We start from the raw sequence: 25,525 nt of genomic DNA, 5'->3' as shown, positions 1-25,525 counted from the left end.
CCAAATCCGGCATTCAGATCTCTGACAGCGGCCCGTACAGGATCAGCGCAGGTGCCGTGCCGCTTTCCTTCGCTAGCCGGTCCGCCAATGTGGCTATGGTGCCGCGATGCAGGGCCTGTTCCGGCGTTCCGACCGCCTCGGCCAGCAGGGCAGGGGTATCGGCGGGCAGACCATGTTCCATCAACATACCCGCCAGCTTGGGAAAGGTCCGTTTGCCCATGAACACAACGGTGGTGGCCTGATCATCCGCCAGTGCCGCCATGTTGAGGTCTTCTGGTAACTGTCCCGCGACATCATGGCCGGTGACGAATTGCACCCGCCGCGCAGTCAGCCGCCGGGTGAGCGGAATGCCAGCCGCCGCCGCCGCCGCGCAGGCGGAGGGAACGCCGGGAATGATTTCAAAGGGGATGCCTGCCGCGCGCAGCGCGACCAGTTCTTCTTCGAGGCGTCCGAACATGCCGCCATCGCCGGATTTCAGGCGCACCACCCGCGCACCGTCCGAGGCATAGTCCACCAGCAGGCGACTCACGTGATCCTGCTTTGGCGAAGGTCGGCCCGCGCGCTTGCCGACGCCGACCAGATCGGCCCCCGGACGGGCATGGGACAGGATCGGACCAGAGGACAGGTCGTCGAACAGGATCGCATCAGCCTGCTTCATCCGATCCACGGCCTTCAGGGTCATCAATTCCGGATCTCCCGGACCCGATCCGACAAACGAGACAAACCCACTCACACCGTGGCCTCGGCGATCAGGTGAAAGAACGTTCCGGTGACGTTGCCAAGTGTCGAACCGGTCTCGGCGACTGTTGCGCCTTCGGCATCCCGCACATCGGCGAGCGGTGTATCGGGTTGGTCGAGGATGGTGGAGTAGTGGAACTCGTGCCCGCGCAGGGTGGACCCGGCGGCAAAACCGGGCATTGCTGCCGTCAGCGTCGCCTTGCGATAACCAAGGTGGAATCTCCGCTTTTCATATGAGGTCACCAGCCCGAGAAGCCCCGCCATCCGGTGCCGGTTGCCATCCTTGTCGATCAAGGCCTCACCCAAGGCCATATAGCCGCCGCACTCACCATGGACCGGGCGGCTTTCCGCGTGGCTCCGCAGCCCGTGGAGGAACCGGTTCGCTGCCGCGATTTGCCCGGCATGCAACTCCGGATAGCCACCCGGCAACCAGACCAGATCCGCATCCGGCGCGGGTGGTTCATCGGCCAGCGGCGAGAACGGGAGGATCTCGGCCCCAGCAGCGCGCCAGCCTTCCAACAGATGCGGATAGGTAAAGGAAAACGCAGCATCCTGCGCCAAGGCGATCCGTTGCGCCGGGGGGCGCGGCAGCGCGGCCGACGAGGGCCCATCCGGGCGCGAGGAGGCCGCCGCCCGGATTGCCGCAAGGTCCACATGCTCTCGCAAGAAGGCGGCATACCCGGCAATTGCGTTTTCCAGGTCCGGATGCTCCACGGCCTGGATCAGACCGAGGTGCCGCTCGGGCAATGTCAGATCTCCCCGTCGCGGCAAGACGCCCAGTACCGGCAGACCGGCCTTGTCCATCCCCAACCGGGTCAGCCGCTCGTGCCGGGGGCTGGCAACACGGTTCAGTATCACGCCGGCAAAGGGCAGATCGGGGTTGTATGTGCGAAACCCAAGCGCCGTCGCTGCTGCCGATTGCGCCTGACCGCCGACATCCAGCACAAGAACGACCGGCCAGCCCATGCGCAGCGCGGTTTCGGCGCTCGAACCGTGCCCGATCTCGCCCGGTTTTGCGACCCCGTCAAACAGGCCCATGGAGCCTTCGGCTATCACGATATCCGCGCCTTGTGCCTGTGTCGCCACCGCATCCAGCAGCGGTGCGCTCATCGCCCAACTGTCCATGTTGAACGAGGCACGTCCGGCGGCCGCCCGGTGAAAGGCCGGATCGATGTAATCCGGGCCACTCTTGAACGGCTGCACGGCCAGGCCATCCTCGGCGAGGGCGCGCAGCAGCCCCAACATGACCGTGGTCTTGCCCGTGCCCGAGGACGGTGCGGAAATCAGCAGGCCGGGGGGGTTAATCATCGCCATGGCTCCAGCTTGACCACGGGCTATCGGCGCTTTGCGGGCGATAGCGGCGGTCGTAATCTTTTGAATACAGGCAGCTTTCGGAAAACCCTTCACCTGCCAGCGCCGGGCCCACAAGGATCAGCGCCGTGCGCGAGATATCTTCATCCATCGCCGCCTTCAACGTGCCCAATGTCGCGCGGATGATCTTTTCGTCCGGCCAACTGGCACGATAGACTACCGCCACCGGACAATCGGCCCCGTAGCCTGGCATCAGGTCCGCGATCACGCGGTCCAGATTGCCAATCGACAGGTGAATCGCCAGCGTTGCCCCGGTGGCCGCGAAATTGCTCAGCGTTTCGCCCGGCGGCATCGAGGAGGCCCGCCCCGGCGTCCGCGTCAGAACCACCGATTGCGCCAGTCCCGGCAGGGTCAGCTCGGTGCCCAGCGTTGCGGCGGCGGCGGCAAAGGACGGCACGCCGGGGGTCACGCTGACGGCAATTCCCTCGGCGCGCAAGCGGCGCATCTGCTCACCCATGGCGGACCAGACCGACAAATCGCCGGAATGTAGCCGCGCGACATCCTGCCCCGAGTCCTCTGCGGCCCGACACTCGGCGATGATCGCGTCAAGATCCATCGAGGCAGTGTTGATCACGCGGGCATCCGGCGGGCAGTGCCCGAGAATCTCTTCTGGCACCAACGACCCGGCATAAAGGCAGACAGGGCAGGCGGCGATGATATCGCGCCCACGCAGGGTCAGCAGGTCGGCAGCACCCGGTCCGGCGCCGATGAAATGTACGGTCATGTCTCTTTCCCGATTGCGATGGCGCAGGTGGCCAGGCGGTCCTGCGAAATATGACGGTGCACCAGCAGCCGGGCACCCGGTCCGGCGGCGGCGAGGGCTACGGCCTCGGCAACGCTTCCGGTTCCGCGATGTGCCTGGCTCTGAGCGGATTGTGTTGCGGTGGAGACGGCCTGCAGTGCCGCGATTGAAATCGCACGCACAGGCAGGTTTCTGTCCGTCGCAAATTGTGAGAGGCACGGTGCCCCGGCCTTGTCCGCAGGGGCCGCGACCGCGCCGATGACACGATCCGGCGTGGCGCTTTCCAGCGCCGATTGCAGGCTGGCGCAACTGGCCTGTGCGCGAAATCCGAAACCGGCGACGATCATAGCATGACGCTCCACTGCACCACGGGATAAGCCGCTTTCCAGCCGCGCTTGCTCCCCAACGGCTCGGCCTGCGCCAGTTCGATGCGCAACAAATTGCCGCCGCGTTTCTCCTGTGCATCCGCCAGCAATGCCTCGCTTTCCAACGTGACGGCATTGGCCACCAGCCGGGTTCCGCCCGGCAGGTTTGCGCCCAGCCATGTCAGCATGTCGGCCGATACCCCGCCGCCGATGAACACAGCATCAGGAGGTGGCAGACCCCGCAATGCAGCGGGCGCATGTCCTTTCACGATGTCCAGACGGTCAACACCCAATTGATCGGCATTGCGCCGGATACGCGCGATTCGGTCCGGATTGGGATCAATGGTTGTTGCGCTCAGGCTGGGATGGCTCAACAGCCACTCGATGGCAACCGAGCCGCTGCCGCCGCCAATATCCCAAAGTCGCTCGCCGGGGCGCGGGGCGAGTGCCGCCAGTGTCAGCGCTCGCATCGGCCCTTTGGTGATCTGGCCGTCATTCTCGAACATCGTGTCGGGCCGGCCCGGAGTCAGCGGCAGGGCAACGCCTTGGCCTGCGACCTCAAGCCCGACACAGACCGGATGGGAAACATCCTCAAACGCAAGCGTTGCGGCATCGCTGCTGCGCAGCCGTTCGCGTGGTCCACCAAGTGCCTCGCAAACGTGAAGCGTGCTCTCGCCAAACCCCGTCGCGACCAAAAGATCGGCAAGTGCTGCGACCGCCGCCCCATCGCGCAACAGCACGATCGCGCGCTGTCCCGGCATCAGGTATGGCCGGACGCGCGTCAAGGGTGCCGCGTGCAGACCGAGCGTCAGCGTGGTGTCCAGTGGCCAGCCCAATCGTGCGACGGCAAGGGCAAACACTGACACACCGGGCAGGGCGCGCCAGTCTTCGGGTTGCAGATGACGCGCGATGACGGACCCGGCTCCGAACCAGAAGGGATCGCCCGAGGCAAGCACCACCACCGGCCGTCCCCGCAACTTCAGCAACCGTGCAATCCCGTCGGCAAAAGGGACCGGCCATTCGACCAATTCGGCCCGTATTTCTGGAAGCAGGGCGAGGTGCCGGGGCGGCCCCATCACAATTTCCGCGCGATCCAATGCTTCACGGCTTGCAGGCGACAGGCCCGCCGGTCCATCTTCGCCCAATCCAACGATGGTCAACCACGGAGCGTCAGCCATGACACCGCACCTCCTGATCCTGGGCGGCACGACCGAGGCTACCGCGCTGGCCCGCGCGGTGGCAGAGGCCGGCTTGCGCGCGGTGTTTTCCTATGCGGGTCGGGTGGACCGGCCGCGTGCGCAACCGGTCCCGGTGCGCGTTGGCGGATTTGGTGGCGCTGACGGGTTGGCGCGCTATCTGCGCGCCGAAGCCATCACCCATGTCGTTGACGCGACTCACCCCTTTGCGGCGCAGATGAGTACCAATGCCGTTGTGGCCTGCGCAATGGCCGATGTGCCGCTGATCGCACTGACCCGACCCGCATGGCAGGCTGGTCCACAAGATCGCTGGACCGTGGTGCCCGACATTGACGCCGCGGTGGCGGCGCTGGCCGGGCCGGTTCGCCGGGTTTTCCTCGCGGTCGGGCGTATGCATCTCGCGGCTTTCGCGGCACAGCCGCAGCATCGGTATCTGTTGCGGCTGGTCGATCAGCCGGACGCGCTCCCGTTGCCTGACTGTCACCTTGTTGTGGATCGCGGCCCGTTTTCGGCAGAGGCCGACAAGGCCTTGATGCAAGACCATGGCATCGAACTGGTCGTGTCCAAGAACGCAGGCGGAACGGGCGCGCGATCCAAGATTGACGCGGCGCGGGAAATGGGCCTGCCGGTCCTGATGATCGACCGCCCGCCGATCCCGCCGAGAACAGAGGTGCAAACCCCTGCGCAGGTTATCAGCTGGCTGGCTCATTCCGGCGTGGACCTTGGCGTGTAGACGATCAGGTTCCTGCTGTTTTCGACGAGCCGGGTGCGTGATGAACCGACAATGACCACCGTGCGCATATCGGCCATGCCCGGCGTCGCGTCGCCGAGTGTCGTGACAGTCAGCCGTTCCTCGGGGGTGGATACGGCCCTTGCGAAAAGGATCAGCCGATCCCTTCCGCAAGTGCTCCGCAATAGGTCCAGTGTCTTTTCGAACCCTTCGGGGCGCGACTTTGAACGTGGATTGTAGAACGCCATCGCAAAATCGCCCTCTGCCGCCAGCCGCAGGCGCTTTGCGATCAGGCTCCACGGCTTCAGATTGTCGCTCAGGTTGATGGCACAGAAATCATGTCCAAGGGGCGCGCCTGCCCGTGCGGCGGCAGCCAGCATGGCGGTGATTCCGGGCAGGACGGTGATATCAAGTTGGCGCCACGAGGCGGGCCCGGCCTCGACCGCCTCAAACACTGCTGCTGCCATCGCGAACACGCCGGGATCGCCCGAGGACACGACGACGACCCGCCGTCCCTGTGTTGCCAGATCCAGCGCATGGCGGGATCTGTCCAGCTCTACGCGGTTGTCACTGGCGTGCAGCGTCAACCCGTCGCGCGGTGCGACGCGGGCAACATAGGGGATATAGCCGATCACGTCGGTGGCCTGCGCCAGCGCCTCGGTGACTTCGGGGGTCACGAGCGAATCGTTGCCCGGCCCAAGCCCCGCAATACGCACCCACCCAGTCACGGTCTGCGCCCCTGACCATGCACGAGGATGATCGAGAAATAGGGCGCTACCTGGTTTCTGACGTCGCTCAGCGGTGTGATGGTCTGGTCGGGCATGGCGGCGCGCTCGACCAGCCAGGCCCGATCCGCAAGTCCGCTCCGCGCAAGGGCGCGGCATACCTTGTCGAAATTACGCCCGATCTTCATCACCACCAATGCGTCGGTATCCCTCATGTGACGAACAAGTGCGTCCTCGGGCAGTGTTCCCATCAGGACGGTCAGGACGTCATCACCCCAGGTGATCGGGGTGCCGGTGGCCGTCCATGCACCGGACATGCCGGTGACGGCAGGTACGACACTGATCGGGACCTTGCCGTGCAGGCGGCTGTGGAGGTGCATGAAGGACCCATAGAAGAATGGATCGCCTTCGCAGAGAACCACGACATCCTCGCCTTTGAGGGACAGCGACCTGAGATGCCCGGTACAACTGGCGTAGAATTCCGAAAGCAACTGGTTGTAACGCGGATCACTCAGCGGAATTTCGGTAGTAACGGGATATTCCATCGGAAATTCGGTCGCTTCGGCGGGCAGCAGGGCACCGGCGATGGCCCGCGCCTGCCCGACGTGGCCGGCCTTGCGGAAGTAGGCCACGTGCCGTGCGTTTCGCAGCAGGCGATCGGCCCGCACGCTCATCAGGTCAGGGTCTCCGGGACCGAGACCAACCCCGTATATCGTGCCCGAGGTCATTCCGCGCGACTGGCGATGGCGTTGACGGCGGCAACGGTGATCGCGGAGCCGCCCAGACGGCCCTTGACGATACAGCACGGCACGGGCTGCGCCTCCCACAAAGCGTTCTTGCTTTCGACAGCGCCGACAAACCCGACGGGGCAGCCGATGATCGCCGCAGGGCGCGGGCACTCCGGGTCTTCAAGCATGTTCAGGAGATGGAACAGTGCGGTTGGCGCGTTGCCGATGGCGACAACGGCCCCTTCCAGTCGCGGTCGCCACAGTTCCAGCGCGGCGGCGGAGCGGGTGTTGCCCATGCCGGCAGCCAATCCTCTGACACGTGGATCATGCAGCGTGCAGACCACTTCGTTTTCGGTGGGCAGGCGGGCACGGGTGATGCCTTCGCTGACCATGCGCGCATCGCAGAGGATCGGCGCGCCACCGTCCAATGCAGCACGGGCGGCCCCGACGAATTCGGGAGAGAAATGTATGAACTCTTCCAGTCCCACCATCCCGGCCGCATGGATCATCCGGACAGCCACCTGCTCTTCGTCGGAGGCAAACCGGGCCAGATCGGCCTCTGCACGGATGGTCGCAAAGGACTGCGCATAGATCGCTGCGCCATCGGTTTCATAGTGATAGGGCATCAGGTCAGGTCTCCCAAGCGTAGCAGGTCAGTTGCGGTCAGTGCACGCATCGTCGGCTCATCCCCTGCGCAGCCGTGTTTGACAAGGTCAAATCGCCCGTCCCGCCCGACGAGCGTGATATCCGCAGGTGTATTGCGCGCGCAGCCCTTGGCGCAGCCCGACACATGCAGGCTGCCCCTCACGCGCGGCGCGAGTTCACGGGCGGTGGCGCGGGTTTCTGCCTGCGCTTGCGGACAGTAAGGCGCGCCGGGGCAGGCATCGATGGCGAGGAGAGGATCACCGGGGGTGGTGATGAAGGCGCCAATGTCCGACCCGGTGGCGCCTTCCAGCACAAACATCCGCCATGGCGTAACGCGCAGGGCGGTTGCGTTGGTCTGGCGGATCAGCGCGGCCAGGGCCTCCGCATCCAACTGTCCGAATGGCGCGCCATAGATCATCCCGGCATCGCAAGCGCCGGGATGGCAGGGTGGCGTCACGGGGCCAGGCTCGGCACCGCGCCACGCCTCGGGCAATTCGCGTTCCTCGATCAGCCGCGCCATGCGCCGTGTCTGTGGGTCGCGTGTGGCGGCGAACCACATGGCAAGGGCAATCATCTGGTCGATCGCGTCCGCCTCGGTCACCCGGCGACCGGTCGCTGCCCCATCCGCGCGGAGAATGAGGCCACGGTCGCCACGTTCAAGGCGGATATCGGCAGAGCATCCGCACAACATTCGGGTCAGGCCGGTATCGATGGCAAAGCCGAATTTTGCGGGCAGGTCAGGCAAGTCCGCGAGGCGATCGGTCAGGTGCTGCGCCAGACGCTCTGTCAGATCGCCGGCATCGTATAGGGGTGTCATGAGGATGTTGCGCCGCATCTCAAGCGCCGGGTCCGCGTCGAGCACGCCAAGTGCGGCCAGTTCTTCAAGCAAGGCGGCGTGATCGGCCTCGACCACGCCGCGCAGTTGCAGGTTGGCGCGGTTGGTCAGATCGATTGTGCCATTGCCACGGCGGGCGGCGGCGGTGCAAAGGCCAAGCGCCTGCCGGGCGGTCAACCGGGCCAGCCGGGGTCGTACCCGCACCACCAGCCCGTCGCCAGACATCATCGGGCGGTATGCGCCGGGGCACCAACCTTTGACTTCCGGGATCATGCCCGGTCCTCGATGGCGGCGCGGATGGAGTTGCGGCGCGTGGTCCATAGCCCTGCGTCATGCAGCGCGCGGAACCTGTCCTGCATGGCCCGATGCGCTTGGGGGTTGGCTTCGGCGAGAAAGGCATCGACCTCATCATCGCCAAGGGTTGCGTCGTGGTAGAGGTCAAAAAGATGCGGGGCGACGGCATCCGCAAGATGCGCGAATGCGGCCATGTGGTCGAGAGTCGCCGCGATCTCGGCCGCCCCGCGGAAACCATGCCGCAGCATGCCTGCGATCCAGCCGGGATTGGCGGCGCGGGCATGAACCACGCGGGCGACTTCTTCGGGCAGGGTGCGGGCGCGGGGATTATCGGGGTTGGTGTTGTCCAGATGATAGAGGGCTGCCGTGCCGCCGGTCTGCGCCTTGGCGGCGGCGAACCCGGCTTCGTGCGTGGCATAGTCTGCGGCAAGCAGGATATCGGTTTCGGTCAGGTCCTGAAGATGCACAAAGGCGTCGGCCCTGGCCACCCGGTCGCGGATACCGTCGCGGTCCCGCGCGATCTCCGCCCCCTCCAGGGCAAAGGAACTGGCCTCAAGCCACGCCTGCCCGGCGGCGGCACGGGCGGTATCGGTGTAGGTGTCCGGCAAATCGTCCATACCCAGCCCATAGCTGCCCGGTGCCGGGCCGAAAACACGCGCGGCGGGCGCATGACCTGCATAGGGGTTCCAGTCGGGGGCTTCGTCGCGCGCCGACAGCGCGCGGACGGCTTGTCCGAACAGGGCCGACAGGGTCGGGAAAACGTCGCGGAACAAGCCGGAAACGCGCAAGGTGACATCCAGACGGGGCCGGTCAAGATCAGTGATCGGCAGCACCTCGATGCCCGAGACGCGTTCGCTGCCTGCGTCCCAGACCGGTTTGACGCCCAGCAGGTGCAGCGCCATGGCAAATTCCTCGCCTGCGGTGCGCATCGTGGCCGAGCCCCAAAGATCGACGATCAGCCCCTTGGGGTAGTCGCCTTCATCCTGCAGGTGACGGCGGACCAGTTCCTCGGCCAGCTTGACGCCTTGCGCATGGGCGCTGCGGGTGGGGACGGATCGCGGGTCGGTGGTGTAGAGATTGCGCCCGGTGGGCAGCACATCGTTGCGCCCCCGATAGGGCGAGCCGCTGGGGCCGGGTGCGATCCAGTGACCGCCGAGCGCGTCCAGCAGACCGTCGCGTTCGGATTGAACCGAGGTCTCGGTCGCAAAGCTGCCTTGTGCGGCGGGCGGGCGACCATAGACATGCAACCCGTCGCCAAACTGGCTTTCCTTGATGTCGCAAACAAAGCGGTCGATGCGAGTGATTGCCTCGGCGGTGCTGGTGGCCCGCTCCAGCCCCAACTCACCTTCGACGCCGATGGCTTGGGCCTCGATGCGGATATCGGATTGCAGGCGGTCACGACGTTTCGGATCCAGCCCGTCGGCGTTCGAAAATTCGTCCAGCAGGGTTTCGAGTCGCACCATCCTGTCAGGTGTGCCGCTCTGCTTCAGAGGCGGCGGGATATGGCCCAGCGTCACTGCGCCGATCCGGCGTTTGGCCTGCGCCGCCTCGCCGGGATCGTTCACGATGAAGGGATAAATCACCGGCATGTCGCCAATCAGCGCTTCGGGCCAGCAGGACCCGGACAACGCAACCGCTTTGCCCGGAAGCCATTCCAGCGTGCCATGCGCGCCGACATGGATCAGCGCATCGGCCCCGATCCGGTGGCGCAGCCAGAGGTAGAACGCGACATAGCCATGGCGCGGGGTGCGAGACAGATCGTGGTAGTCGTCCTCGCGCGTCGTGATGTGCCCGCGTTCCGGTTGCAGTGCGATGATCACCTTGCCGCGTTTCAAGGCAGAAAAGTGAAAGGCTTCCCCGGCGCAGGACGGATCATCCTGCGGATCACCCCAAACGGTTTGCAGATCGGCTTGCAGGCTGGACGGAAGCCCTGCAAGGGCCGTGCGATACTCGGTGAGCGACCACGTGATGCGGGCATTGGCCAGGTCATCGGCAGTCAGAGAGGTTTCGGTGGCATAATCCTGTGCGCCCAGATCCGCGAGTATCGCTTCTGTCGAGGCGAGCGCATCAAGACCAACCGCATGGGCCATCTGCCAATCCTTGCCGGGATAGGTGGACAGCACCAGCACCGGAATCTTGTCGGCATTGGGTTTTTGGGCCAGCCGAACCCACCCAACTACCCGGTCTGCAATAGCGTCTATCCGGTCTGGGTGCGGCTGATGAACATAGCGGGCGAATTGCAGGTCCGGGTCGCGCGGGCCGGGCTCCTTGAAGCTGGCGACACCGGTGAGGATGCGGCCATCTACCTCTGGCAGGACAACGTGCATCGCCAGATCGGCAGGCGACAACCCGCGTTCGGCATCGGCCCATGCGTTGTGCGTCGAGGTGGCCAATGCCACCTGAAACACCGGCACACCGGCGGAATCCAGCGGCGAGGTGCCGCCCTCGGTCTTGCCGGAGAAGGCGGTGGCGTTGACGATGGCAGCGGGTGTGAGCGTCTGAACCTGCCGTGCCAGCCAGCCTGCGGCCTCGGGGGCCTTGAGCGACGGGGCAAAGAGCGCGCCAACGTCAAAGCCGCGCGCGCGAAATGCGGTGAACAGTGCCTCGATCGGTGCGAGATCGGCGGCGGTCAGATAGGCGCGGTAAAAGGTGATGAGGATGCGAGGGCGGGTGCTTGTTGCGTCAAAAGTGGTCGCGGGGCAGGTGACGCCCTGTTCCGGTGTCCACGCTCCGACCTGCGGAAGGGTCTTGGCCCCGCGCACTGGTCCGGCATACAGCCCCGCCGCCAACGCGAACTGCGCGAGCGCCGCCTGTGCGGCCACGGTGCCGCCAGTGTCACAGAGAAGTTGCAGTCGCCGAAGGGTCGAGCGGGGCAGGGTGGAACAGTCGTCAAGCCGGGGATCGTGCCGCCCGTCTGCGGGCAAAACCGCCACCGCCAGCCCGTTGCGCGCGGCGAGCGACTGGACCTGTTGCAGGCCGTAGGTCCAGTAAGGCACGCCTCCGATAAGGCGGATCAGAATGCCCTTGGCGCCTTCGAGCGTCTGTTCGACATAGGTGTCGACCGAAAGCGGGTGCTTCAGCGCGGCGAGATTGGCCAACCGCAGAGATGGCATACGCCCGTCCGGACCGCCGCCACGATGCCAGCCGGACGCAAACGCGCCCAGATCGCTGTCGGAAAACGACAGAACCACCAACTCCGCCGGGCTTTGGCCCAGATCGGTCGGGGTGTCCGTTTCCTCTAGCCCGTGGCTTTCGCGAAAGACGACATGCATCGTGGCACGCTTCCCTACTCTGCCGCTGTCGGCAGGCAGGTAAGGATGTCGCGTATCGCGGCGGCATCGATGTCGTCATGTTCCGCGATGACGACAAGACGACCCTGGCGCGCCTCATCCGGCTTCCAGGCACGGTCATACTGGTGCCGCACGCGCGCTCCGACGGCCTGCACCAGCAAGCGCATGGGTTTTCCGGTGACCGCAACATAGCCTTTGACGCGCAGGATGTTGCGCTCGTTCGCCAGCTGTTCGATCCGGAAAACCAGATCGGCAGGATCGGATTGTTCGGGCAAATCCACGACAATGCTCTCAAAATCGTCGTGTTCGTGGTCATCCGCGCTGTCGTGGTGGCTGGGACGGGCATCCATGTCGTCCTCGGCGGCGGCCTCGAGCCCTAGGATCACGCGCACGTCGACGGCCCCTTCGGCAACCTCGATCACGGGCAGCGGGCGGGGCGCTTGGGCGGCGATGACGGCGCGTGCCTTTGCAACGCCGTCTGGCCCGGCAAGGTCGGGTTTGGTCAGCAGGATGATGTCGGCACAGCTGATCTGATCCTCGAACACCTCGGACAGCGGCGTTTCGTGATCGAGCGAGTCGTCAGCTGCGCGCTGGGCGTCGACGCGGGCGACGTCGGGGGCGAAACGACCTGCGGCGACGGCCTCGGCATCGGCGAGCGCGATGACACCGTCAACGGTGATGCGGCTGCGGATATCGGGCCAGTCAAACGCCTTGAGCAGCGGCTTGGGAAGTGCGAGACCCGAGGTCTCGATCAGGATATGATCCGGGCGCGGGTCCAGCGCCATCAGGGCTTCGATGGTCGGGATGAAGTCGTCGGCCACGGTGCAGCAGATGCAACCGTTGGACAGTTCCATGATGTTTTCGGCCGGGCAATCCGGGATGGCGCAGGATTTCAGGATGTCGCCATCGACGCCGACATCACCGAATTCATTGACTACCACGGCCAGACGCTTGCCTTGCGGGTTCTGCATGAGGTGGCGGATGAGGGTGGTTTTGCCAGAACCGAGAAATCCGGTGATCACGGTGACGGGCAGCTTGGACAGGTTGGACATCAGGTCTCTCCAATCGGGGGGATACGGGCGATACAGTTCTTGCGGAAATGGACAGGGCGCTCGCGCCACGGGACCAGCCCGTCGGGCGCGGCGTGATAGCGGGCAGCGACATCAAGGATCATCGGCGCGTCGGTGGTCTCGTCAAAATTGCCATAGACATAGGTCCAGCGACTTCCGCCGCCACGAAACACGATAGAGCAGCCATGATCGCAGTTGGACAGGCATTCGACCCCTCGCAGGGTGACACCCGCCGGCAGGTCTTGGCCCGCCAGTGCCTCATGCAGCATCGCGCCGGGGCGCGTGCCTTCGGTGTCGGTCGGCTGGCCACGCCGGCAGGTCAGGCAGACCAGCAACTCTACGGGCGCGACATCGGGCATCGGCTCTGTCATCCGTGTTCACCTCTTTCGGGCAGCCGGGAGGCGGGGAGATCGCGGGCAAAGCGGGTGCCGGGCCCGTGACCAAGACACCCCGCCCGGCCAACGTCATTTCGTGCTGGCAGGTCTCCCGGCTTGCGGATGTCAGAAAGCGGCGGCTTTCTGGCGGTCTGCCCGCCTTCCCGACCGATATCGGCCAGTGGCTTGGGCGACCTCTCCGGTCACGGTCGCGGGGACGGCTGCGTCAAGCATTCCCTTTTCATCTGCTTTCGCAGAAACCAACATGTTGCGGAATGACCAAGGGGCGCGGCGTTGTCAAGCGTTTGGAGCGAACCGGGTCACTTGCGCATCACCAAATGCTGTCGGTGCAGGCTGTGCTCAGATTCTGCGTCTCTGTTCAGTTGCGAGACGACACGCTCGATAGGTTGCGGCCGCCCAAATTGATGGAAAGTCGTTCATAGGAAGTAGTATTTCTATCGTCATGAAGGATCGGTTCTGGCGTGTTCAGCTGCATCATGAGGAGTATATGAGGATCAAACAGAGTATGGTGAAGTAAATGCCTGTTGAATTTATATTGGTTGATCCCGCGTATGGTTGCTGTTTCGGGGGAGGCGATCTTCTTTCGCGTTTTTACGACGCTGAAGCAACTGGGCGCGTTGAAGGAGGGTTGGGCCATGCTGGCTAATGTCGCGTTCGCGAGCCCTTCGAAGGACCGCGTCATATTTGCTGTCAAATGGGGTGCGTCGATCGTTCAGATCATGGGGTATTCAGCGACTGGCTTTGGCTGGACGCCGTGGAATCTCTACTTCTTTCTGATCGGTGTCCTGGGCTGGTTTGCCGTTGGGGCAATGTGGAAAGACAAAGCCTTGATGTTGGTTCACCTCGTTGCCCTCGGCGCCATGCTTGCTGGAATGACGAGCGGTTCGGGCGGAGATGTGGGGTCAACCCATTCAAGCAGGACCCCGGCGATTGTGACGGGGTCCTCTGACGTTCGTTCAGATCTTGAGATTGGGAATGATCTGTTTCTTGCGGCTGACGATGCCGGGCAGAACCACGCTGTCACCGGTTGCGGTGGCGTCAAAGCTCTTGGCGGCGACGGTCTTCACCAGATCGTTGGGGACCAGCAGCGTGGCTTCTTCGTTCAGGATATCGACGACAAAGAGAAGGACCTGATCAACGCCATCCTCCGACGCGACGGCGGGCATCGTCTCGATCAGGCTGGCCTTGCGGTCCAGAACCGTGGCGGGTGACGTGGTTTCCAGGACCGAGACACGAAACTTGGTGCCGTCGACCTGGTATTCCTTGCTGTCCATGCGCAGCAGTTCCGCGTCGCTGAACGAGGACACATCGGATTTGGCGGCGAACATATCGGCGGCGTAATCAGAGATCGAAATGCCCAACTCGGCGGCCAGCTTCTCGGCCACGGCCTTGTCATGCGGCGTGGTGGTCGGGCTGCGGAACTCCAGCGTGTCCGACAGGATGCATGTCAGCGCAGTGGCCTTTGCCCAGTCGGGCATCTTGGTGGCGTCGTCGCCCATCAGGTCGTGCATGATGGTTGCGGTGCAGGCCAGAGGACGGATGGTGATGTCGATCGGACCCTTGGTTTCCAGCCCGCCGACCAGCTTGTGATGGTCGATGATTGCCTGAATGTCGGCATTGTTGATGTTGGCGGGCAGTTCGGCAGGGTTGTTGGTGTCGACGATCACGACCGGCGCGTCGTCAGCGACGTCGGCGATGATGGCGGGTTTGGGCAGGTCCCAGCGTTTCAGCAAGAAGGCGGCTTCGGTGTTGGGCTCGCCCAGCAACACGGCTTCGGCGGGGGTGCCTTTGACCTCGTTCAGGTACCACGCCCAAAGGATGGGCGAGCCTGTCGAATCGGTGTCGGGGGATTTGTGTCCAAAAACCTGAATGGTCATCTGATGCATCCTGTGCAGGGGTGTAATTTGCGCGCCTTATAGGAACGTCACCCGGCGTTGTCACCCGTTGTTGCGCAGGCTGCGACCCTTGGTCAGATGAGCCTGCGTTGACTTTTTCAGACGCGGTTGGGAGGGTGCGGTCTGATCGCACGGACCTTATGATGATTTCCCATGCCCACAAGACCGTGTTCGTTCACATCCCCAAGACCGGCGGACAGAGCGTGGAGACCGTGTTTCTAAATGATCTGGATCTGGCATGGCGTGATCGTGCGGTGCTGTTGCTGCGCCAGAACGCCAACCCTAGGATGGGGCCGCAAAAACTGGCGCATCTCTATGCCGACGAATACGTGGCTCTGGGGCATATGCTGGCCGAGGATTTCGACCGCTATCTGAGATTTGCCATCGTGCGGCATCCCTATGAGAGGGCACTGTCGGAATTTCGCTACCGCGCCGGGGCAGCGGCCAAGCGCGGTCAGGTGTTGGAGTTGGACATCTTTCTGAACACCGAGATCAAGGACGACTATTCCGATGGCTCACGCCATCTTGTGCCACAGGTGCGCTATGTGACGGATGCGCGAGGGCGGGTTCTGGTCGATCGGGTGCTGCGATTCGAACGTCTTGCGCAGGACATCGCTCCGGTGTTCCGGAAGATTTTCGGCAGAGATCGACGGCTGCCGCACAAGAACCGGTCGCGGGTCGGTCTGGATGCGAGGCTTTCGCCTGTGCAGGCTGATATGCTGTTTGAACGGTATCGCGCGGATTTCGAGGCGTTCGGCTATGACCGGTGAGGCAATCACGCAGGAACAGCACCTGTATCCCCCGATCAAGGCGTTGCTTGAGCAGCAGGGCTATCAGGTCAAGGGCGAGGTAGGCGCGGCGGACGTGGTGGCGCGACGCGGCGATGAGCCGCCGGTGATCGTGGAACTGAAGTTGCGTTTTACCCTGTCGCTGTTTCATCAGGCCGTGGAGCGATTGAGGGTTGTCGACCTGGTCTATATTGCCGTGCTCAGGCCAAGCGGGCGCAGCGCGCGGCGGGCCCTGAAGGACAATCTGGCGCTGTGCCGCCGGCTGGGGCTGGGTTTGATGACGGTACGGTCGGATGGGCAGGTAGAAGTCCAGTGCGATCCCGGCCCCTATGCGCCACGCAAATCGAAGAAGCGGACGCAAAGGCTGTTGCGGGAGTTCGAAAGGTTGCGCGGCGACCCGAACGCAGGTGGCGCGACACGGCACGGTATCGTGACAGGATATCGTCAGGATGCGCTGCGCTGTGCGGCCTTTCTGGCGGAGCATGGTCCAAGCAAAGGGGCCGATGTGGCGCGCGCGGCCAAGGTGCCTGCGGCGACGCGGTTGATGTCAGACAACCACTACGGCTGGTTTGAGCGGGAAAGCCGGGGCATCTATGCATTGACGCCGATGGGAACCGACGGGCTGAAACACTGGGCCGAGAGTTGGTAGCGACAAGCTGACGGGTTTTCGCCAGCCCGCGCCGATCCTACATGCCGATTGTGTGACCCTTCGGTGCCGCCGGCAAGGTTGACTTCGGCTCGACATGCCTTGCTTTGACGATGATCGGGGCAAGGCAGACAAGAAAATGATCCCGGCGGGACGGTCGGACTATTTTTTTGTCAAACGGCCTGTTGACAGGTCTCGCACTGCCCCCTACCTATGCACCGTTATCACTCATGCGGGGTGAGTGATAATATCCCGACTGGGAGCGGAGGACCCCGAAACTTTGAGCGTTAAGGAGCTGCAAAGATGGCATTCAAACCACTTCATGACCGGGTGCTGGTGCGCCGTGTCGAAAGCGATGAAAAAACCACTGGTGGGCTGATCATTCCCGACAGCGCCAAAGAGAAGCCGGCAGAGGGCGTCGTCGTGTCGGTTGGCGAAGGCGCCCGCAAGGACAGCGGCGAGTTGATCGAAATGGCTGTATCGGCAGGCGACAAGATCCTGTTCGGCAAATGGTCCGGCACCGAAGTCACCGTCGACGGTGAAGAGCTGCTGATCATGAAAGAGAGCGACATTCTGGGCATCATCGAAGCAAACGCAGCCGCCAAAGCGGCCTGAACGCCACGCTTCGTCTGATCCCAATCCAGAAAACTAGGAGACAATCAATATGTCTGCAAAAGACGTCAAGTTTGATACCGACGCGCGCAATCGTATGCTGAAGGGTGTCAACATCCTGGCCGACGCCGTCAAGGTTACCCTGGGCCCCAAAGGCCGCAACGTGGTTATCGACAAATCCTTCGGCGCCCCGCGCATCACCAAGGACGGCGTGACCGTTGCCAAGGAAATCGAACTGGAAGACAAGTTCGAGAACATGGGCGCGCAAATGGTGAAAGAAGTCGCCAGCCGCACCAATGATGAAGCCGGCGACGGTACCACCACCGCGACGGTTCTGGCTCAGGCCATCGTCAAGGAAGGTCTGAAATCGGTTGCCGCCGGCATGAACCCGATGGACCTGAAGCGCGGTATTGATCTCGCGACCACCACCGTTGTTGAAGCGATCAAAGCGGCTGCGCGTGACGTGTCCGACAGCGCTGAGGTTGCGCAGGTTGGCACCATCTCCGCCAACGGCGAATCCGAAATCGGCCAGCAGATCGCAGACGCGATGCAGAAGGTCGGCAACGAGGGTGTCATCACCGTCGAGGAAAACAAGGGTCTGGAAACAGAGACCGATGTTGTCGAAGGCATGCAGTTCGACCGTGGCTACCTGAGCCCCTACTTTGTCACCAATGCTGACAAGATGACTGCAGAACTCGAAGACTGCATGATCCTGCTGCATGAAAAGAAACTCTCGTCGCTGCAGCCAATGGTTCCGCTGCTCGAGTCGGTGATCCAGTCGCAAAAGCCGCTCTTGATCATTGCCGAGGACGTCGAAGGCGAAGCGCTGGCAACTCTGGTTGTCAACAAACTTCGCGGCGGCCTGAAAATTGCTGCGGTCAAGGCCCCCGGGTTCGGCGATCGTCGCAAGGCGATGCTCCAGGACCTCGCAATTCTGACCGGCGGTCAGGTCATCAGCGAAGACCTGGGCATGAAGCTCGAGAATGTCACCATCGACATGCTGGGATCGGCCAAGAAGGTTTCGATCACCAAAGACGAAACCACTGTTGTTGACGGTGCTGGCGAGAAGGCCGAGATCGAGGCACGCGTTGCCCAGATCCGCAACCAGATCGAAGAAACCACCAGCGACTATGACCGTGAAAAACTGCAGGAACGCGTCGCCAAGCTGGCAGGCGGCGTTGCGGTTATCCGCGTCGGCGGCATGACCGAAGTCGAAGTGAAAGAGCGCAAAGACCGCGTTGACGATGCCCTGAACGCGACCCGTGCGGCCGTGCAGGAAGGTGTCGTCGTCGGTGGCGGTGTTGCCCTGATCCAGGCCGGCAAGAAGCTGGAAGGCCTCGAAGGCGCCAACGCCGATCAGAACATCGGTGTCCGCATCGTGCGCAAGGCTCTCGAATCGCCGCTGCGTCAGATCGCAGAGAACGCTGGCGTGGACGGTTCGGTTGTTGCGGGCAAGATCCGCGAAAGCGATGACCTGTCCTTTGGCTTTAACGCGCAGACCGAAGAATATGGCGACATGTTCAAATTCGGCGTTATCGACCCGGCCAAGGTTGTGCGCACAGCGCTTCAGGACGCCGCCTCGATTGCTGGTCTGTTGATCACCACCGAAGCGATGGTGGCCGACAAGCCTTCGAAAGATGGCGCATCTGCCGGTGGCGGAATGCCTGACATGGGCGGCATGGGCGGCATGATGTAAGTCAGCCCGTTCATTTGAACGACTGCAAAGGGGGGCCGGTTGGCCCCCCTTTTTTCGTTTGTGGAGTTGTGCCTTGTCTTTGTCTCGCCGCCCGCTAGCCTGCGCCGGTGTGATCGGGGGAGATGACGGAATGACCAACACATCCGAATTTCGGAAGCTTCATCAGGCCGAGGGCTGTTTCATCATTCCGAATCCGTGGGACGTCGGAACGGCGCGGATGCTCGAATCCATTGGCTTTCGGGCCTTGGCGACCACCAGTGCCGGCATGGCATTTTCGCTGGGACTTCGCGAAGGGCAAGCGACGCGCGATCAGGTGCTCGCCCATTGCGCCGATATCGTCTCTGCCACAGCGCTTCCGGTGTCGGCGGATCTTGAGAACGGGTTTGGCCACAGCCCGGAAAGTGCTGCAGGCACCATCGTCACGGTGGCGGCGGTCGGGTTGGCCGGAGGATCACTTGAGGATCATACCGGCGATCCTGCAAACCCGATCTACGAGTTTGAGCACGCCGTCGAACGAATCGCAGCGGCGGCGGAGGCCCGTGACGCGTTGCCCGGGGATTTTGTGCTGACCGCACGATGCGAGAATTTTCTGTGGGGACGGGCTGATCTTGACGACACGATTCGCCGCTTGCAGGCATTTGAGGCCGCCGGTGCCGATGTGCTCTATGCGCCGGGATTGCGTGACCTGACGATGATTGCCCAGGTCTGCGCCGCCGTCACCAAGCCGGTCAACGTGGTGATGGGCATGCCGGGCGCGGTGTTCACCGTGGCAGAACTGGCACAGGCCGGCGTCAAGCGTATCAGCGTCGGGTCCGCACTGGCCCGTTTGGCTTACGGAACCTTCGTCGATGCGGCCCGCGACATGCACGAGAATGGCCGCTTTGATCTTGCCGGCAAGGCGATGGGATTTGCCGAGCTTGAAGGACTGCTGCCCGACTGATCAGGCGACCGGCGCAAACGGGAGTGTTTTTCACCTCAACTTGCGGCTATGGGAGAGACATGCGCCTGTTTCTGCTCACCACATTGACCATGATTGCCTTTGCGGCGAATTCGATCCTGAACCGGCTCGCCGTTGACAGTGGCGCGATCGATCCTGCGAGTTTTGCGATCGTGCGGGTTCTGTCCGGTGCAGTGGTCCTGGTCGCGCTGGTGCTGCTTCGGGGGAGGCGAGTGCCGCTCCGTAGGCCGCGCCGCCTGATCGGGGCCGGGTCGCTCACGCTCTATATGATCGGTTTTTCATGGGGATATCTGACGCTTGAGGCGGGGCTTGGTGCCCTGTTCCTGTTCGGCGTCGTGCAACTGTCGATCTTTGCAATGGCCACGATCGGTGGCGCGCCGCCGCTGCAGCGGCAACTGGCGGGGGCTGCCATTGCCTTTGCCGGGCTGGCCTGGGTCCTTTGGCCGGAAGGGCCGGTCGAGGTGGACTACAAGGGGCTGACATTGATGCTCTTGGCCGGGATCGGCTGGGCCGTCTACACAATGGAAGGGCGCGGAGAGACCGATGCGCTTGCGGGCACGGCCGCGAATTTCTGCGTGGCGCTGCCGCTGGTGGCTGTGGCGGCGCTGGCGATGCCGGTGGCGACGATGATGACCGGGCAAGGGCTTGGGCTGGCCGTGATTTCGGGCGCGGTGACCTCGGGCATGGGGTATGCGCTCTGGTACAGCCTGGTGCCGAAATATGCGCCATCCCTGGTGGCGATCATTCAACTGGCGGTGCCGGTCATTGCACTGGTTGCCGGCATCCTGTTGCTCGGCGAGCAGGCGAGCGTGCGTCTGGTCCTGGGGACGGCGGTGATCCTCGGAGGGATCGCGCTCGCCGTCGGCAGAAAGCGTGCGAGCGGGAGGAAACGTGCGACCTCGACCTGACATGATCCGATTGGGTGCCCTGCTGTTGCTGGCATGGGCCAGCCCGCTAAGGGCCGATTGCGTGGTATTGCTGCATGGATTGGCACGAACCGAGGCATCGTTTGCCTTGATGGAAGACGTGTTGGTGCGACAAGGCTATGACGTGGTGCGGCCCGGCTATCCCTCAACTGACCTGCCAATCCCAATGCTGGCGCAACAGACGGTACCGGCAGCGGTCGAGCAATGCGGTGAGCAGACGGTCCATTTCGTATCCCATTCGATGGGCGGCATCCTGATCCGCTATGCGTTTCAGCGCGGCAAGCCGGAAAACCTGGGTCGTGTGGTGATGTTGGGTCCGCCCAACGAGGGAAGCGAACTGGTCGACGTGCTGGGCGATCTCGAGGTGTTCGGCCTGCTCAACGGGCCTGCGGGAATGCAGTTGGGCACCGGCCTTGACAGCCTGCCCCGCCGATTGCCGCCCGTGGACTTTCCGCTGGGCGTGATTGCGGGAACAAGCACATTGAACCCGGTGTTTTCTTCGCTGATCGAGGGGCCAGATGACGGCAAGGTATCGGTTCGCTCGACGTTTGTTGCCGGGATGACGGATCATATGCAATTGCCCGTGACCCATACGTTCATGATGAACAATCCAAGGGTGATCGCAGAGGCGCTCCATTTCATCGAGTACGGCCGATTTGATCCTGATATCTCGTGGCTGGATGCGGTGTTTGGTGCGATTGATGAACTCTGCCAGGGGCGAGTCTGTGGGGATACCGAGACGAGAGGGATGTCCAAATGACGGGGCTGGCACTTGATCTGATCGGGGCCGAGGTATTGTTTCCCGACGGGATCAGGCAAGGGAGGCTGTCATTTGCAGACGGTGTGATTACGGCGGACCCGGTGGGGAGATCCGTGGATTTGGACGGGTTTCTTGTTTTGCCGGGTATCATAGACCTGCATGGTGACGGATTCGAACGGCATCTTGCGCCGCGCAGGGGGGCCATGAAAGAGATGGTCGAAGGGGTGGTTTCGGCCGAAGCGGAACTGGCCGCAAACGGTGTCACCACCGGAGTGATGGCGCAGTTTTTCAGCTGGGAAGGGGGCTTGCGAGGGCCGGAATTTGCTGCCCGGGTGTTTGCAGCGATACGCGATGTTCGGGACGAGGTCGTGACCGATCTGATCCCGCAATTGCGGTTCGAGATCAATCTGTTGGATTACTATGAGGACCTGCCCGCACAGGTGGCGGAGTGGGGCGTGGACTATGTTGTGTTCAACGATCATCTGCCTCATGACAGGTTGGCGCAAGGCAAAAAGCCGCCGCGCCTGACTGGTCAGGCACTCAAGGCTGGTCGCAACCCCGAGCGTCATTGGGAGTTGCTGCAGGAGTTGCATCGTCGCAGCCCCGATGTGCCAGCGGCGCTGGACAAGCTGGTACCCGCGCTCACCGCGTCAGGAATACGCATGGGCAGCCATGATGACCACACGGCGGCGGACCGCGCGACGTGGCGGGCGAGGGGGGTCAGGATTGCCGAGTTCCCCGAGACCACGGATGCTGCGGAAGCGGCGCGCAATGAAGGCGATTCCGTGGTATTGGGTGCCCCGAACGTGGTGCGGGGCGGCTCGCACAAGGGCAATGCCAGTGCAGTGGATCTGATCACTATGGGCTTCGGCGATGCGCTGGCGTCGGACTACCACTACCCCAGCCCGCGCCGGGCCGCGCTGATGCTGGCCCGGAGTGGGATTTGTGATCTCGCCAGCGCATGGCGACTGTTGTCCGACGGGCCCGCGCGCATTCTGGGGTTGGCAGATCGTGGCCGTTTCGAGTCGGGAATGCGCGCCGACATCGTGGTGCTGGACACAGGTGATCACCGTGTCGCCGCCACGGTCTCTGCGGGACGGGTGAGTTACATCCGTGGAGAGATAGCATCGCGGCTCATCAGGTAGACGGCACCACGCCTCAGGCTCCACGAGCCCTCGTCGTGCTGCGTGAAAGCCCTTTGGGCATTCACCTGCAAACCCGCATACCGTAGCCTCGGGGGCAATGTCGCCCCGTGTGTACTTTTGGCGAAAAATGGGTCTGTTGGGTTTTTTTCTTGCCGTAAATATCCCGGGGAGCGCGAGGGGCAGAGCCCCTCGCCCGCGGCGGCGCCGAAGGCGGCGCAAAGCCTCTTGTCCAAAAAGCGCCGTGTCAGCTCTTTTGCGTGATGCGGTTGACGTGGCCCATCTTGCGGCCGGGTTTGACATCTGCCTTGCCATAGATATGAAGTGCGGTCTCCAGCTGTCTGGCTAGCTCCGGGACCCTGTTCATGTCATCGCCGATGAGGTTTTCCATCACCACATCCGCATGACGCTGGCCGTTCCCCAGGGGCCAGCCCGCAACGGCGCGAATATGTTGTTCGAACTGATCCACGGCACAGCCATTCTGGGTCCAATGGCCGGAATTGTGAACGCGTGGTGCTATTTCGTTCACGATCAACCCTCGGCCCGTCACGAAGAGCTCCACCCCAAGAACGCCGACATACTCAAGCGCGTTCAGGATGTTCGCGGCCAGCAGGATCGCGTCAGTTCGCTGTGCGGAAGACAGGCGGGCGGGAACCGTCGTGGTGCGCAGGATGCCGTCGCGATGAACATTCTCTCCCGGATCAAAACAGGCAACCGCGCCATCAATGCCCCGCGCCGCGATGACCGAGACCTCATGGCTGAACTCGACAAACCCCTCGAGCAGGGCCGGTGCGCCCGCCATCTCGGCGAGCGCGGTTTGCGCGTCCGTGGATGCACTCAGCCGGGATTGCCCCTTGCCGTCATATCCGAACCGCCGGGTCTTCAGGATCGCGGGAGTGCCGATTTCGGCGAGCGCGGCGGTCAGATCGTCGGCGCCGGCGATATCGGCGAAAGGCGCGGTCTGCAGCCCCAAGCCTTGCAGAAAGACCTTCTCGGTCAGCCTGTCCTGACTGATCCGCAAGGCTTCGCGTCCGGGCCGGATCGGGCGATGCGTTTCGAGCACGTCGAGCGCTTCGGTCGGGATGTTCTCGAACTCGTATGTGATGACGTCGGCCGATTCAGCAAATGCAGTCAGCGCCGCGTGATCTTCATAGGCGGCTGTCGTGACGCGATCTGCAACCTGGCCCGCAGGCGGATTGGCACCGGGCTCGTAGATATGGGTCACAAATCCCAGGCGGCTTGCCGCAACCGAGAGCATGCGTCCCAACTGCCCGCCGCCGAGGATGCCGATGGTTGCGCCGAGGCGCAGGGGATCAGGTGTTTGTACCATTCAAGCGGTGTCCTATCTCGGGAAGCGGGCTTTGAAGCACTTCAATCCACTGGTTCTTCAGGGATCGACGCTGAGAGGGCGTCACGCCACGCGTCCAGCCGTTGGGCCAGGGCTGGGTCCTGAAGCGCAAGAATGGCGGCGGCCATCAGCCCCGCATTGGCGGCCCCTGCCGCACCGATCGCCATTGTCGCGACCGGAAAGCCGCGTGGCATCTGCACGATGGAATACAGAGAATCGACGCCCGACAGCGCACGGGACTGAACCGGGACCCCGATCACCGGAATCCGTGTCTTGGAGGCCATCATGCCAGGGAGATGTGCCGCGCCGCCTGCACCCGCAATGATCACCCGCAGCCCGCGTGCGACAGCGGTCTTGCCATAGTCCCAAAGCCGGTCGGGCGTTCTATGCGCCGAAACGATGCGGGTTTCGTGGGCGATTTCGAGCTCGTCCAGAATGTCAGCCGCCTCTTTCATGGTGGCCCAATCGGATTGACTGCCCATGATGATGCCCACGTGAATGTCGGCCATTGTCTACCCCTGCCCAGCCAAAAGAGCGCGCACTATAGCCGGATCGCCGGGCGAGGCAATGCGATCAACGTTCGTTCTCAGGCAATGATGTCCGGGGTCAGGCGATCTTCGATCAGGGCGATCATGTCCTTGAGCCTTAGTTTCTGCTTTTTCAGGCGCTTGAGCGTAAGTTGATCTGCCGTGCCGCGTTCGGTCAAGGCGGTGATTGCCTCGTCAAGATCACGGTGTTCGCGGCGAAAAACCTCAAGTTCGACGCGCAGCACGTCTTCGGTCTTCATCGAGAGATCGGATTGAACGTTCATTTATGCGACCCAGAATCAGGACAGGATTGATGTCCAATCTACGCGGAGAAGTTGTTTTCGCCTAGACCTTGTTAAAACGCGGATTTGACCCCATATTTGTCCGGTGCGGTTGCCGAAACGGGACCGTGCGCAGCGTCGCTTTAATAGTCAAAGGACGAAGTACGTGTCAAAACTCACTCTGGCTTCATACCCACATCTTTTGGGGTTTGAGCAACTGGAACGTCTGCTGGAGCGGTCGTCCAAGAGCGGAAACGAAGGCTATCCCCCATTTAATATCGAACAGACGTCAGAGCGATCCTACCGGATCACACTGGCCGTTGCAGGGTTCGCGGAAGCCGATCTTTCGATCACCGTCGAGGACCGGCAATTGGTCATTCGTGGTCGTCAGGCGGATGACAGCGAAGGGCGAATCTACCTGCATCGCGGGATCGCTGCGCGTCAATTCCAGCGCATGTTCGTTCTGGCCGATGGAGTAGAGGTCGGCGAGGCCATCATGGAAAACGGGCTGTTGCACGTGGACCTGACCCGTGCGGCGCCGGAGACCGTAGTGCAGACAATCAGTATCAGGAAAGGGTAAGTTATGAATACGCCATTTGAATTCGACCAATCCAAGAGCCGGATCGTCTATGTGAAAACCGTGGACGTGACCGACCTGCCTCAGGAACTGCGCGCCGAGGCGGGCGATCTGGATCATCTCTACGCCGTGCATAGCGCGGATGGCCAGCAATTGGCGCTGGTGTCTGACCGACAGATGGCCTTTGTTCTGGCGCGGCAGCACGACTATTCTCCCGTGGCGGTGCACTGATCCCCTTGAGCGTG

Annotated in this window: 27 protein-coding genes, 1 pseudogene and 1 riboswitch; of the genes and pseudogenes, 12 read left to right on the top strand and 16 right to left on the bottom strand. The window is 63.0% G+C overall.

What is annotated here, in order from left to right; genetic code table 11:
• Window positions 1-13 precede the first annotated feature (13 nt).
• Genes cobA through cbiE form a run of 5 tightly spaced genes read right to left on the bottom strand, consistent with a single transcriptional unit; the run spans window position 14 to window position 4,394 of the window.
• Window positions 14-733 (bottom strand): uroporphyrinogen-III C-methyltransferase, encoded by a 720-nt coding sequence (cobA, locus tag QO231_RS17875; protein WP_316779512.1) that lies wholly within the window; start codon window positions 731-733, stop codon window positions 14-16.
• Window positions 730-2,052: a cobyrinate a,c-diamide synthase gene (locus tag QO231_RS17870; protein WP_394356624.1), complete on the bottom strand. Its 1,323-nt coding sequence runs from the start codon at window positions 2,050-2,052 to the stop codon at window positions 730-732. Before QO231_RS17870 ends, cobA begins: the two co-directional genes overlap by 4 nt.
• The gene (gene cobM / locus QO231_RS17865) at window positions 2,039-2,833 is read right to left on the bottom strand and encodes a precorrin-4 C(11)-methyltransferase (protein WP_316779505.1); all 795 of its coding nucleotides are present in this window, start codon (window positions 2,831-2,833) and stop codon (window positions 2,039-2,041) included. The genes QO231_RS17870 and cobM overlap by 14 nt, the downstream gene beginning before the upstream one ends.
• Window positions 2,830-3,198 carry a cobalamin biosynthesis protein gene (locus QO231_RS17860; protein WP_316779503.1) on the bottom strand — a complete coding sequence of 123 codons (369 nt, stop codon included), beginning with the start codon at window positions 3,196-3,198 and terminating at the stop codon, window positions 2,830-2,832. Before QO231_RS17860 ends, cobM begins: the two co-directional genes overlap by 4 nt.
• On the bottom strand, window positions 3,195-4,394 hold the full coding sequence (cbiE, locus tag QO231_RS17855; RefSeq protein ID WP_316779501.1) for a precorrin-6y C5,15-methyltransferase (decarboxylating) subunit CbiE: 1,200 nt from the start codon (window positions 4,392-4,394) through the stop codon (window positions 3,195-3,197). Before cbiE ends, QO231_RS17860 begins: the two co-directional genes overlap by 4 nt.
• Between cbiE and QO231_RS17850 the strand changes: the two genes are divergently transcribed.
• Window positions 4,393-5,145, top strand: a complete 753-nt coding sequence (locus QO231_RS17850; protein WP_316779498.1) for a cobalt-precorrin-6A reductase — start codon at window positions 4,393-4,395, stop codon at window positions 5,143-5,145. The genes cbiE and QO231_RS17850 overlap by 2 nt on opposite strands.
• On the opposite strand, the gene cobJ is transcribed toward QO231_RS17850, so the two are convergent.
• The 7 genes from cobJ to QO231_RS17815 are packed head-to-tail and all read right to left on the bottom strand — an operon-like array spanning window position 5,118 to window position 13,100.
• Window positions 5,118-5,870, bottom strand: a complete 753-nt coding sequence (gene cobJ / locus QO231_RS17845; protein WP_316779496.1) for a precorrin-3B C(17)-methyltransferase — start codon at window positions 5,868-5,870, stop codon at window positions 5,118-5,120. The genes QO231_RS17850 and cobJ overlap by 28 nt on opposite strands.
• Window positions 5,867-6,595: a precorrin-2 C(20)-methyltransferase gene (locus tag QO231_RS17840; RefSeq protein WP_316779493.1), complete on the bottom strand. Its 729-nt coding sequence runs from the start codon at window positions 6,593-6,595 to the stop codon at window positions 5,867-5,869. Before QO231_RS17840 ends, cobJ begins: the two co-directional genes overlap by 4 nt.
• Window positions 6,592-7,221, bottom strand: a complete 630-nt coding sequence (locus QO231_RS17835) for a precorrin-8X methylmutase (protein WP_316779490.1) — start codon at window positions 7,219-7,221, stop codon at window positions 6,592-6,594. The genes QO231_RS17840 and QO231_RS17835 overlap by 4 nt, the downstream gene beginning before the upstream one ends.
• Window positions 7,221-8,348: a cobalamin biosynthesis protein CobG gene (locus QO231_RS17830; RefSeq protein WP_316779487.1), complete on the bottom strand. Its 1,128-nt coding sequence runs from the start codon at window positions 8,346-8,348 to the stop codon at window positions 7,221-7,223. The genes QO231_RS17835 and QO231_RS17830 overlap by 1 nt, the downstream gene beginning before the upstream one ends.
• On the bottom strand, window positions 8,345-11,641 hold the full coding sequence (cobN, locus tag QO231_RS17825; protein ID WP_316779484.1) for a cobaltochelatase subunit CobN: 3,297 nt from the start codon (window positions 11,639-11,641) through the stop codon (window positions 8,345-8,347). The genes QO231_RS17830 and cobN overlap by 4 nt, the downstream gene beginning before the upstream one ends.
• A 14-nt stretch (window positions 11,642-11,655) precedes the next feature.
• Entirely contained in the window at window positions 11,656-12,711 is a 1,056-nt protein-coding gene (gene cobW / locus QO231_RS17820; RefSeq protein WP_316779482.1) for a cobalamin biosynthesis protein CobW, read from the bottom strand.
• On the bottom strand, window positions 12,711-13,100 hold the full coding sequence (locus QO231_RS17815; protein ID WP_316779478.1) for a DUF1636 domain-containing protein: 390 nt from the start codon (window positions 13,098-13,100) through the stop codon (window positions 12,711-12,713). Before QO231_RS17815 ends, cobW begins: the two co-directional genes overlap by 1 nt.
• A gap of 88 nt (window positions 13,101-13,188) precedes the next feature.
• Window positions 13,189-13,383: riboswitch (cobalamin riboswitch) on the bottom strand.
• A 376-nt stretch (window positions 13,384-13,759) separates the two neighbouring features.
• Here QO231_RS17815 and QO231_RS17810 point away from each other — a divergent pair.
• Window positions 13,760-14,005: pseudogene (locus QO231_RS17810) on the top strand (DUF6552 family protein); the annotation flags it as partial.
• A gap of 75 nt (window positions 14,006-14,080) precedes the next feature.
• Here QO231_RS17810 and QO231_RS17805 read toward each other — a convergent pair.
• Window positions 14,081-15,001, bottom strand: coding sequence for a manganese-dependent inorganic pyrophosphatase (locus QO231_RS17805; RefSeq protein WP_316779477.1), 921 nt, complete (start codon window positions 14,999-15,001; stop codon window positions 14,081-14,083).
• 158 nt (window positions 15,002-15,159) lie between these two features.
• Here QO231_RS17805 and QO231_RS17800 point away from each other — a divergent pair, with 158 nt between their 5' ends.
• From QO231_RS17800 to QO231_RS17765, 8 genes are all read left to right on the top strand, one after another.
• Window positions 15,160-15,789: a sulfotransferase family 2 domain-containing protein gene (locus QO231_RS17800; protein ID WP_316779475.1), complete on the top strand. Its 630-nt coding sequence runs from the start codon at window positions 15,160-15,162 to the stop codon at window positions 15,787-15,789.
• Window positions 15,779-16,456, top strand: coding sequence for a DUF2161 domain-containing phosphodiesterase (locus QO231_RS17795; protein ID WP_394356623.1), 678 nt, complete (start codon window positions 15,779-15,781; stop codon window positions 16,454-16,456). Before QO231_RS17800 ends, QO231_RS17795 begins: the two co-directional genes overlap by 11 nt.
• 300 nt (window positions 16,457-16,756) lie before the next feature.
• On the top strand, window positions 16,757-17,068 hold the full coding sequence (locus QO231_RS17790; protein WP_316779472.1) for a co-chaperone GroES: 312 nt from the start codon (window positions 16,757-16,759) through the stop codon (window positions 17,066-17,068).
• Window positions 17,069-17,117: 49 nt separating this feature from the next.
• Complete coding sequence (gene groL / locus QO231_RS17785; RefSeq protein ID WP_316779470.1) at window positions 17,118-18,761, top strand: chaperonin GroEL; 1,644 nt, start codon at window positions 17,118-17,120, stop codon at window positions 18,759-18,761.
• Between the two features lie 130 nt (window positions 18,762-18,891).
• The gene (locus QO231_RS17780; protein ID WP_316779468.1) at window positions 18,892-19,701 is read left to right on the top strand and encodes an isocitrate lyase/PEP mutase family protein; all 810 of its coding nucleotides are present in this window, start codon (window positions 18,892-18,894) and stop codon (window positions 19,699-19,701) included.
• A gap of 59 nt (window positions 19,702-19,760) precedes the next feature.
• On the top strand, window positions 19,761-20,627 hold the full coding sequence (locus tag QO231_RS17775) for a DMT family transporter (protein ID WP_316779467.1): 867 nt from the start codon (window positions 19,761-19,763) through the stop codon (window positions 20,625-20,627).
• A 1-nt stretch (window position 20,628) separates the two neighbouring features.
• Window positions 20,629-21,405, top strand: coding sequence for an alpha/beta fold hydrolase (locus QO231_RS17770; RefSeq protein WP_316779732.1), 777 nt, complete (start codon window positions 20,629-20,631; stop codon window positions 21,403-21,405).
• Window positions 21,402-22,550: an alpha-D-ribose 1-methylphosphonate 5-triphosphate diphosphatase gene (locus QO231_RS17765; RefSeq protein WP_316779466.1), complete on the top strand. Its 1,149-nt coding sequence runs from the start codon at window positions 21,402-21,404 to the stop codon at window positions 22,548-22,550. Before QO231_RS17770 ends, QO231_RS17765 begins: the two co-directional genes overlap by 4 nt.
• Window positions 22,551-22,794: 244 nt before the next feature.
• Here QO231_RS17765 and QO231_RS17760 read toward each other — a convergent pair whose 3' ends face one another.
• The 3 genes from QO231_RS17760 to QO231_RS17750 form a co-directional block, all read right to left on the bottom strand.
• Window positions 22,795-23,877 carry a 5-(carboxyamino)imidazole ribonucleotide synthase gene (locus QO231_RS17760; protein ID WP_316779463.1) on the bottom strand — a complete coding sequence of 361 codons (1,083 nt, stop codon included), beginning with the start codon at window positions 23,875-23,877 and terminating at the stop codon, window positions 22,795-22,797.
• A 41-nt stretch (window positions 23,878-23,918) separates the two neighbouring features.
• On the bottom strand, window positions 23,919-24,404 hold the full coding sequence (gene purE, locus QO231_RS17755; RefSeq protein ID WP_316779461.1) for a 5-(carboxyamino)imidazole ribonucleotide mutase: 486 nt from the start codon (window positions 24,402-24,404) through the stop codon (window positions 23,919-23,921).
• 77 nt (window positions 24,405-24,481) lie between these two features.
• A complete protein-coding gene (locus QO231_RS17750) occupies window positions 24,482-24,706 on the bottom strand; it encodes a YdcH family protein (RefSeq protein WP_316779459.1) in 225 nt (74 codons plus the stop codon).
• A gap of 163 nt (window positions 24,707-24,869) precedes the next feature.
• Here QO231_RS17750 and QO231_RS17745 point away from each other — a divergent pair, with 163 nt between their 5' ends.
• Together QO231_RS17745 and QO231_RS17740 are read left to right on the top strand one after the other, a co-directional pair.
• Window positions 24,870-25,283: an Hsp20 family protein gene (locus QO231_RS17745; RefSeq protein ID WP_316779456.1), complete on the top strand. Its 414-nt coding sequence runs from the start codon at window positions 24,870-24,872 to the stop codon at window positions 25,281-25,283.
• 3 nt (window positions 25,284-25,286) lie between these two features.
• Window positions 25,287-25,511 (top strand): DUF1150 family protein, encoded by a 225-nt coding sequence (locus QO231_RS17740; protein WP_316779453.1) that lies wholly within the window; start codon window positions 25,287-25,289, stop codon window positions 25,509-25,511.
• Window positions 25,512-25,525 lie beyond the last annotated feature (14 nt).

The sequence above is a fragment of the Sedimentitalea todarodis genome, assembly GCF_032595355.1.
GTDB classification, from domain to species: domain Bacteria; phylum Pseudomonadota; class Alphaproteobacteria; order Rhodobacterales; family Rhodobacteraceae; genus Sedimentitalea; species Sedimentitalea todarodis.
Note: the sequence above shows the minus strand (reverse complement) of the source record. Positions and strands in the feature narration are given on the sequence as shown.